This is a genomic window from Methylobacterium haplocladii, from assembly GCF_007992175.1.
GTDB classification, from domain to species: Bacteria; Pseudomonadota; Alphaproteobacteria; order Rhizobiales; family Beijerinckiaceae; genus Methylobacterium; species Methylobacterium haplocladii.
In genome coordinates this window covers 1-8,039 of sequence record NZ_BJZT01000066.1, presented here as the reverse complement: position 1 = coordinate 8,039, position 8,039 = coordinate 1, and the positions used below count along the sequence as shown (strand labels likewise).

Here is an 8,039-nt window from a genome sequence, read left to right as displayed (position 1 = left end):
TCTGCCGAGCCTTGGGCCTGCGGCGTCCGCGATCGGCTTCAAGGGCGAGAAGGGCCTCTCCGACCTCGTCGCCATGCTGCAGACCATGCGCAAGGGCTCCGGCACGGCCGAGGAAGCCGTGGCGTCGATGAATAATATTCTAGCAAAAATGGAATCGGACAAGACGATCAAGGGGTTCAAGGCCCTCGGGATCGACGCCGAGGCCGCGTTCAAGAAGGCCCGCAAGGAGGGCAAGAACCTCGTCGAGGTGTTTGAAGAGCTCGTCCAGAAGGGCCTGAAGGGCGACCGCTCCCGGCTCGGCGAACTGATCGACGACATGGAGTTCAAGCGCGGCGTCCAGGCCCTGATGAGCTACCGCGGCGAGTGGCAGAAGCTCTCGGCCTCGCTGCGCGACAACTCCGGCGGCACCGTGATGCGCGACCTCGTGCAGGTGACGAAGGACGCCCAGGCCGGGCTCGACCGGCTCTCGAACTCGACGGCCCGCTTCACGCAGGCCTTGGCACGACTGGCGGATGCCGGCGGCGTGAGTTCCGGCCTCGGCGGTGCCGGCAAGGAGTTCGAGAGCATCGCCGTCGCGCTGGAGCGGATCAACAAGGCCTATGCCGAGGGCGGCCTCACCGGTGCGATCAGTCAGGCGGCCGGGGACGCCTCCGAACGGATGAAGGAGAACCGCAAGGCTTGGCTCGACGAGCGCGGCAAGCAGGAGACCGGTCGCGTCGCCGAACTGGAGGCCGACAACAAGCGCTTCCGGGAGAAGCTGGAGCGCGAGGGCCAGTCCCCAGCATCAATCGAGAAGACCATGCAGCTGCGCCAGCGCGACGTCGACCGGGCGCGTCGCCGACAGGGTGCCGTCGAGAAGGCCAAGGCGGATCCGGCCCTGGCCGACAAGAAGCCGCTGATGATGGGCGTGAACCCGCTGGCGCCGATCCAGGGCACGCCGGGCGAGGTCGGACCCGGCGTAACCAGCTTCCAGCAGGCCTACCCGATCAATCTGACGCGGCGCGCTAAGCCGAGGGTGGTTCCGCTGCCGCCGCAGCGTCCGGCGAGCATGCCGAGGGAGATCGAATCCATCCACGACGTGCTCGGCCCGAATGCCGGCCGCCCCGGCTCTGGTCCGGCCGGCCCTGTGACGGCGAAGGTGGAAAGCCCGGTTCCCGTCGCGGTCTCGGTCTCGGACTTGACCGGACAGGCGACGCTCACCGGCAACTTCACGATTGCGCCGTCACCGCTGTTCACCGCCACCTTCGACGGGATCAAGCAGCAAATCATGCAGCTCTCGGGGAAGGTCTCGGCGATCGGCGGGAACGGACCGGGGTCGACGGGGCACAGCAGCCCAGATGCCGGCAAGGGCGGGCGGGATTAGCGGCGCGGATCAGAGTCAGCGAGCGCGTAGAGCGGTCAGGCCAGGGCTTCCGGATGACGTGTCGGCGTGCCGCTGTAGCGAAGCGGCAGACGGGGGCAGCCATCGTGACCTCTGCGATGCTGCAGGGTTGCCTTACGGGCTCCCATGTAGGATCCGAGGCTGATCATCGCTCCGTAGCAGTCTGGACAGCGCTTCGAGGCATTTCGATGCGCAATGTGCGCTTCGATCGCAGACATGTTGCGCCACTCGCTGTCGATCTGAACTTCACAGGTGATGGGGACACGGTAAGCCATCGCGCATTGTCTGCGCACAGATCGTTAACGCTTCGGGTAATGACCGCGCGGGATAGGGCCTCGTCGAACCGCTGGGGGGCAGAGGTGTCCGACGAGGCCCGCCCAACCTCGCGCGTCAGAGCTGCAAGGGCAGGCTCGGAAGGCTACCTCAGCTTGGCAAGATATCTACTGGTTCTGACTGTGCCCAGCGACGCCAAGAGCGCCAGCGCACGAAGCTGTCCGGATCGTGTCGCCGGGGTATGCGAAGGGCGCGCGGGTTTGGGAGCTGGCTTAAGGCCAATGGCGCGCAGTACCAACGCATTGCCGGGGCGGCGATGAAGCGCGGGCCGAGCGTGGATTTCAGCGGGTACTGGCAGAGGCACAAATCAATGGCGGCTTGACGCAATCACTGGACTTGGCCCGCCACGATAATTTGCGCTATGCCAACAGACAATGATTCCAATTTGGGGGAACGATGTCTGAGGTCCGGATCGTTCTGCCAGCAACGCTTAATACGTTCACCCTTCGTGGTGTCATTTCCGATTTTGTCGATAAATGTCAAAATGGCTTACCTGATAAAGTCATAATAGATTTTGGATTTTTAGGATTTATACATCCATCAGGCGTTACTTTTTTAAGTAATTTTGTACATTGGCTGCATCATAGAGGCCTTAGATGTGATTTTTATCAACATACCCGTAACGGACAAGCTCATCGGTTTTTGGACGACTCCCTATTTTTTGAACAGCACCTCGGCAACAAGCTCAACGTTTATCGTGGCCCACGGCGAACTACTCAGCATCTACGTCGCGTCGAACATGCAGAAAGTCATTATTTTATCCGAGGAACGCTTGGACCGTGGCTTGCTGACGCATTAAACACAAACAACGCATCGCTTTACCCGTTCCAAGTATGCCTTTCGGAGATATTCAACAATATACAAGACCACTCCGATAGAGACAATGGAAGTATATTTGCTCAGCATTTTCCTAATATAAATCTGGTTCGCATTGCCATAGCTGATTTCGGCCGCGGTATACCGCATAACGTAGCAAATGTAGTTCCTGATATCTCACATAATGAAGCAATTATTAAAGCCGTTGAGGCCGGTTTCTCAACAAAAAGCACGCCTCGCAACCGAGGGGCTGGATTGGACTACCTGCTTCAAACCGTCGTAGGCACGAATGGTGGCGAAGTGACTATTTCATCGTTCAACGGTATGGTACGGTTTCTCCCCATGGGTGGAGGTTGTCGGCCCACGCCTGTGTTGACTGCAGGGTTTTGCCCCGGAACGACAATCGACATTGAGCTTCGAACCGACACTATCATACCCGTGGAGGATGAGCCGGAGGATTTGGAATGGTGATCAGAATTATTGACATCGTCCCCGGCGCAGATACCGGCACTCAAGGCAATATAGTGTATCTTTGCCTTAAGAAGCTTCTCGAAACAAACCATGTCGTTATAGTCTCGTTCGAAGATATCGAGACTGCGACGTCTTCGTTCGTTAATGCTGCTTTTGTTCAGCTGTTGGACGTTTTGAGTTTTTTGGAATTTAAAGATCGAATAAAGGTCACTAAGTCCGGGAAACAAATAAACGACATGATAAAGACTAGAATGCTGCAAGAGTCGAGCAAGATTGCCGCCTAAGCAGGCTTTATATGTTTAGGCGGCAACGATCGGGTTCGCATCCACCCCTTCAACTCGCCCTCTAATCGCAACCTCTCGCGCCAGCCCGCATCGCTAAACTCTCAGCCCTGCCGGCCTAGGCGATGACACCCTGCGACCTTCGTGCCATTCGGTCGCCATGGGCAAAGGTCCGAGCCTCGACACATATCTCATCGCGGTGAAGCAGAAGCGCGAACCGACGCGGCTCTATGCGCTGATGGCTGCCTCGCCGGCCGAAGCTCTGGAGATCGTGTCGGCGCAAGCCGCGGACGATGTTGCCGTCGAGGTCGCCGGCAAGCTGTCGAAGCGCATGGCGAAGCCGTACAAGCTCAAGCCGGGCGATTTGATGCCGATTTAAGAAGCCTTCCGGCCTAGGCGCGAGGGCTTGCCGAACTGGGCCGCCCTTCGCATCATTGAGGCGCCACGGTTCTGACTCGGGTGCCGTGGTACCTCCCAATGACTTCGCCCCGCAGCGTTTCCGCTCGCGGGGCGCTTTCGTTCAAAGCCTCTTGATCTCCTTGCGTCCTGCCGCTGCTTGACCCAATCTTTTCAGAGGCTACTGAAAGAGGTGGGGCGGGAATGAAGATGCGGGCCTTGGGCGCGGTTCTCATTGTTATGGTTGCTATGCCAGCGCAGTCCGGAGATATGTCGGGATGCAGCCCGGCGGTAAACAATCAATGGGATGCAATGCGTGCCTCGCATGATGCCGCGCATAAACGCGTGCTAAGCACCATGGATGACCCAGATTATAGTGTTATGTTGTTCGACGGGAAAAGACAGTCCCGATCATATTGCCGCGCGATGGCTGATTACATCGGAACTTTTAAAAAGTTTTCATCTTTAGCAGCTTCGAATAAGTGCTTTGATCCTGGGACTTCCCGTCTTTGGAAGGCGAGGGCCGCCAAAAAACAAGCCGAGGCAACTGAGAAGGGATGCTAGCGACAGGCTTGTAGCGGCTACATGGACTGAAGCCTTGGTGCATTTGCACCACAGAGGCATTGCCGCACTGGTCCCCTTCGCATCACAAGCTTACCGAGCACATCGGCGTAGCTGGTAGCCAAGGTCTTGCAAGGCCTCGACGTACTCTCGCAGTCCAGGAAGCACCTTCGCACGAGCGACGCCTAAACGTTCGGCGGCTTCTCGAAGGCTGCCTCCCGAAGCCTTTGAGATCGCCGATACGTCTGCAGCATCGACACCCTTGAGATAATCGCCCGACGCCTCGGCAGCGCTGTTTACCGACTTTTGTAAGGTATCGCACACGGTCGGCGGTATCTCAGCCAACGCTGGCAAGGGCATCAAAAGCAGGATGGCAACAGCTACGCGCATTGCGGCAAGATAGACGAACCGATCGGAATATGGATAATAGGCGTCGACGAGTACGTTAGAATTGCACAAAGACATCAATTACCCAATGTCCACGTATGTTTTTTATCTTCCTCTTCGGTCCCGCAGACTAAACAGCAGCTCGAACAGCTATGTTTATTTTCCATGCCGACCCCCCAATATTTTGTTTGATTCTTATACCAAGCTCCATAGCATACGCTCTCGCCAATCTCACAACCTAATCTGTAATCATGGAATTCTCTGTCCTTAAGCGTCCAATGACTAGAAAATGACGGCCATGCCCAGTTTTTGCGGTTGTCAGAATAAAAAGCGATTTCGATTATATATTTAGCTTTATTTTTCATCCTAAACGTGACAACGCCTGATTTTATACGAGGCGAGTATTGCGGCGATGCGGCTGGGGGTTTATATTTTGTCGTATAATCATCTTCTGTAGAAATATTATCTGCATTATCCGAATTACTGCCCGCATTATCGTCAGATTTAATTCTAAAAACGCAATCATTGTAATTCGATCCAGAGTCTGGGACGAATACCAGCTTTTCTGAATTCGGAAGATTATCACATTTTCTTCGATCGGACTCTCTGCCTTCATATCCGCGGGTGCCGCCGACCCATCTAACTAGACATGCTCCAGGATATTGATCTAAAAAAGATTGTCTTATGTTGTCGTCTTGATCGCTATATTCGGATATCGGCCGAGCGCCCGATGTGATGTCAGAACAGGATTTGGAAAGCGCCTCCTGCGAGCAAAACAGACAGCCGAATGAAAGAATACTAAAGTACATTATAGATTTTTTGCTGTAATTCATTAACATTTAATCTCCTACAAATAACACTTTGTAAGTTTACGCGAATGTCTATTTGACGTACTTACTCCGCCAAATGCCCTCTCATCGATCTGATATTTAGATATCTCAGCAGTTCTGATTTTGCTTTGCCCATTGGCTCACATGATCACGGCAGATCCGAACCTTACGGCACTTATTCGTTGTATGGTGCGCGGCTAGGGCAAAGAGCTTTAAATATCCCCATGTTTGTCAGATAGCCGCTAGCACTCGATCCGTCGGCCTCTTCGCCTGATGGTAAGCTGATCAGCCGATATTTTGCCATGCTGTCCTTGTCGCGAGACAGTCCAGCGAACCGGTAGCGGTTGCCCTGAAAATCGACGAACTCACCCCGTAGGCAGTTGGCGGTGATTTCGTCATTGAGGCGAACCGCCAACTCATCCCGGATGCAGTCAGGTGTAACTTTGCCGACGTACTCGCGGCAGAAGCCAATGGCGTCCTGTCGAGTGTGTTTGGTACGGATCAATGCGTGGGCCGTGTCGAGACCGCTCATTGATGTTACCGTCACCGTCATGCCGGCTCGCGAACCGTAAAAGACTGTTCCGGAGGCGATGGCTGGGGACGCAGAAAGAGCAATGGACGCGCCGAGCGTCAGGGGTAGGGCTCGTCTCACTTCAGATAGCCCTTCGCCTTCAGATGCTCTGCAACAGCGACACGCACCGCTTCAGGGCGTGACGGCTTGGGCTCGGGCTGGTCTGCGATCCAGGCGTCGAGAGGCGCTAGCTGACTTGGCGGCACGCGAACCGTGATCGGTGTCGCGTTGATACGGGGCCGCCCGCCCTTACTCTTTGAGGTTTCTGACATTGACAACCTTCGCTAGGTTGATAATGTCAGTAACTGCCGGGCCGAACAAGAGGTGGTGCTCTTGAACGGCCCTGACCACCCACGTCCTCTGGAGACGAAAATGGCTAGCCACGCCCATAGCACACGCACGTCCTTATTACGTAAAACCACTGGTAGCGCCGGCTTATTACCCGCCAGCTTCTCCAGCGGCCGGATTGTCGCTGCCGGCGGTCCCGTCACGCGAGCCTTGGCCGTCATGGCCGCCGCGGATCCGAACTTGGCCCGTGTCCGCGTCCTCCGCCGCTCGATCGCCGATCGCATCGAGGCGGACATTGCGCTGCTCGATGCGCTGGCGGGCGACGCCGATCTTGAGGACGGCGCCGACGGTGAGCCGAGCCTGTGCGGCCTTGGCGCTGATCGCCCCAGCAATGGCGGTGACGACCGCGAGGCCGGCGACGATAACGGCATCGCCGACAGCGGCGGTATGTACGAGCAGATCAATCGCTACCTTTCGATGGGCGGCGACATGAACCGTTGGCCGAGCGGGGTGCTGGCATGAGCACCGACGCCCGGATCAGGTCCGTCCTGCAGGATATGGAAGAGGACGTCCACGCTGTCGCCTCGTTCGCCCGGCTGCTCTGTCACCTCGCGGCGACGCCGAACATGATCGAAGCCGACTGCATCAACTGCATCTGCGGACCGCTACTCGCAGTAGGCAACAACTTGGAGGATCGGTTCAACGAAGCCTTCGTTGCTGCGGGAGGTCGAGTATGACCGCGCGCGCAGCACGACGCGACGACCTCGCGGGCCTCATCTTCGACATGGACGTTGGCGTGGGAAACCTCGTCAAATGGGCGCTGGTCGTTCGTGATTTCGGAAGCACCGACGACGGCGCCTGTGCCGATGCGCTGTACGTGGTCGGCGAGGCCATGTTGGATCAGGCTCGCGCCGTTCAAGAGGATTGGCAGCGCGCGTTCGACCTCTCGCGTCCATTGAGCGGAGGTCGAGCATGACCGCCCCCGCCTCCCGCCGCAGCGTCCTCTGCGGCCTCACCGCGCTACCGCTTGTCGGTGGCGCAGCCCTAGCTGGTGCCGAGGTCGCCGCTGCGGGTTCGCCGGCCTTGGTTCGCTTAGTCGAGCGGTATGAGGCAATAGACCGTGCGATCAATGTCGAAACCGACCGCCTCGACGATTTGTCGTGGCAGCCGTCTCACGACACTCACACACGGCTTTGCCGATTAGGTGGGCAGCTACGCCGTCGGATCGCCTGTCATCCATCCGTCAGCATGTCGGACGTGCTGCTGAAGGCGAGAGCCTATGCGGCAACGATCGACCCGGCTGAAGACTGGGCAAGCATGCAGGAGACCTTCGCCAGTCGCGACGGTCACGCCTATGACGAGGATCTCGCCGAAGCGGTGGTGCTCGACATCATCAGGCTGAGCGGCTTTCCGACTGCCGTTGCCTAGCACCCGGCCCGGCCGCTCGCGCGGTCAAAGGGTACGCACGATCTGCGGACCCTTCAAAGGGTGTCCCCACCGTGGACCCCGCCTGCCGAGCCCGGCCGGGCCTTACTGACGCCGAACCCCGAACAGCACCGCAATGACGAACGAGCCAGCGATCAGCAGTGAGAGCACGGCTTGGTCGAACGGATCATTCGTGAAGGCATGGACGATCGTCGGTCCAACCATCGCGCAGACTGCGCCGAGTAGAACGGCGAACGTGTTGGATCTCATCGCCACGCCTCATCACGAACCACCGGCGG

12 protein-coding genes are annotated in these 8,039 nt (G+C 57.5%); 8 read left to right on the top strand and 4 right to left on the bottom strand.

What is annotated here, in order from left to right; all coding sequences use genetic code 11:
• A partial coding sequence (locus MHA02_RS22345) for a phage tail tape measure protein (protein ID WP_170249428.1) occupies positions 1-1,363 on the top strand: 1,363 nt, incomplete at its 5' end.
• A gap of 35 nt (positions 1,364-1,398) precedes the next feature.
• Here the strand turns inward: MHA02_RS22345 and MHA02_RS23060 are convergent.
• The gene (locus MHA02_RS23060) at positions 1,399-1,656 is read right to left on the bottom strand and encodes a hypothetical protein (protein WP_497801056.1); all 258 of its coding nucleotides are present in this window, start codon (positions 1,654-1,656) and stop codon (positions 1,399-1,401) included.
• A gap of 454 nt (positions 1,657-2,110) precedes the next feature.
• Between MHA02_RS23060 and MHA02_RS21550 the strand changes: the two genes are divergently transcribed.
• The 3 genes from MHA02_RS21550 to MHA02_RS21540 all read left to right on the top strand — a co-directional run bounded on the left by MHA02_RS21550 (position 2,111) and on the right by MHA02_RS21540 (position 3,661).
• Complete coding sequence (locus MHA02_RS21550) at positions 2,111-3,001, top strand: hypothetical protein (RefSeq protein WP_170249427.1); 891 nt, start codon at positions 2,111-2,113, stop codon at positions 2,999-3,001.
• On the top strand, positions 2,995-3,285 hold the full coding sequence (locus tag MHA02_RS23020) for an STAS-like domain-containing protein (RefSeq protein ID WP_147082603.1): 291 nt from the start codon (positions 2,995-2,997) through the stop codon (positions 3,283-3,285). The genes MHA02_RS21550 and MHA02_RS23020 overlap by 7 nt, the downstream gene beginning before the upstream one ends.
• Positions 3,286-3,481: 196 nt before the next feature.
• Positions 3,482-3,661 (top strand): hypothetical protein, encoded by a 180-nt coding sequence (locus MHA02_RS21540; protein WP_147082601.1) that lies wholly within the window; start codon positions 3,482-3,484, stop codon positions 3,659-3,661.
• 1,042 nt (positions 3,662-4,703) lie between these two features.
• Here MHA02_RS21540 and MHA02_RS21535 read toward each other — a convergent pair.
• Both MHA02_RS21535 and MHA02_RS21530 read right to left on the bottom strand, forming a co-directional pair.
• Positions 4,704-5,459, bottom strand: coding sequence for a hypothetical protein (locus tag MHA02_RS21535; RefSeq protein WP_147082599.1), 756 nt, complete (start codon positions 5,457-5,459; stop codon positions 4,704-4,706).
• 172 nt (positions 5,460-5,631) lie between these two features.
• On the bottom strand, positions 5,632-6,009 hold the full coding sequence (locus tag MHA02_RS21530; RefSeq protein WP_147082597.1) for a hypothetical protein: 378 nt from the start codon (positions 6,007-6,009) through the stop codon (positions 5,632-5,634).
• 390 nt (positions 6,010-6,399) lie between these two features.
• Here MHA02_RS21530 and MHA02_RS21520 point away from each other — a divergent pair, with 390 nt between their 5' ends.
• Genes MHA02_RS21520 through MHA02_RS21505 form a run of 4 tightly spaced genes read left to right on the top strand, consistent with a single transcriptional unit; the run spans position 6,400 to position 7,743 of the window.
• Positions 6,400-6,837: a hypothetical protein gene (locus MHA02_RS21520; RefSeq protein ID WP_147082593.1), complete on the top strand. Its 438-nt coding sequence runs from the start codon at positions 6,400-6,402 to the stop codon at positions 6,835-6,837.
• On the top strand, positions 6,834-7,052 hold the full coding sequence (locus MHA02_RS21515) for a hypothetical protein (protein WP_147082591.1): 219 nt from the start codon (positions 6,834-6,836) through the stop codon (positions 7,050-7,052). The genes MHA02_RS21520 and MHA02_RS21515 overlap by 4 nt, the downstream gene beginning before the upstream one ends.
• Complete coding sequence (locus MHA02_RS21510) at positions 7,049-7,291, top strand: hypothetical protein (protein ID WP_147082589.1); 243 nt, start codon at positions 7,049-7,051, stop codon at positions 7,289-7,291. Before MHA02_RS21515 ends, MHA02_RS21510 begins: the two co-directional genes overlap by 4 nt.
• On the top strand, positions 7,288-7,743 hold the full coding sequence (locus MHA02_RS21505; RefSeq protein WP_147082587.1) for a hypothetical protein: 456 nt from the start codon (positions 7,288-7,290) through the stop codon (positions 7,741-7,743). The genes MHA02_RS21510 and MHA02_RS21505 overlap by 4 nt, the downstream gene beginning before the upstream one ends.
• Positions 7,744-7,845: 102 nt before the next feature.
• Here the strand turns inward: MHA02_RS21505 and MHA02_RS22340 are convergent, their stop codons facing one another.
• Positions 7,846-8,010 carry a hypothetical protein gene (locus MHA02_RS22340; protein ID WP_170249425.1) on the bottom strand — a complete coding sequence of 55 codons (165 nt, stop codon included), beginning with the start codon at positions 8,008-8,010 and terminating at the stop codon, positions 7,846-7,848.
• Positions 8,011-8,039: the final 29 nt, after the last annotated feature.

Coding starts and splice junctions, on each gene's coding strand:
- MHA02_RS23060 (WP_497801056.1), bottom strand. CDS start 1,656: ATGGCTTACCGTGTCCCCATCACCTGTGAAGTTCAGATCGACAGCGAG.
- MHA02_RS21550 (WP_170249427.1), top strand. CDS start 2,111: ATGTCTGAGGTCCGGATCGTTCTGCCAGCAACGCTTAATACGTTCACC.
- MHA02_RS23020 (WP_147082603.1), top strand. CDS start 2,995: ATGGTGATCAGAATTATTGACATCGTCCCCGGCGCAGATACCGGCACT.
- MHA02_RS21535 (WP_147082599.1), bottom strand. CDS start 5,459: ATGAATTACAGCAAAAAATCTATAATGTACTTTAGTATTCTTTCATTC.
- MHA02_RS21530 (WP_147082597.1), bottom strand. CDS start 6,009: ATGACGGTGACGGTAACATCAATGAGCGGTCTCGACACGGCCCACGCA.
- MHA02_RS21520 (WP_147082593.1), top strand. CDS start 6,400: ATGGCTAGCCACGCCCATAGCACACGCACGTCCTTATTACGTAAAACC.
- MHA02_RS21515 (WP_147082591.1), top strand. CDS start 6,834: ATGAGCACCGACGCCCGGATCAGGTCCGTCCTGCAGGATATGGAAGAG.
- MHA02_RS21510 (WP_147082589.1), top strand. CDS start 7,049: ATGACCGCGCGCGCAGCACGACGCGACGACCTCGCGGGCCTCATCTTC.
- MHA02_RS21505 (WP_147082587.1), top strand. CDS start 7,288: ATGACCGCCCCCGCCTCCCGCCGCAGCGTCCTCTGCGGCCTCACCGCG.
- MHA02_RS22340 (WP_170249425.1), bottom strand. CDS start 8,010: ATGAGATCCAACACGTTCGCCGTTCTACTCGGCGCAGTCTGCGCGATG.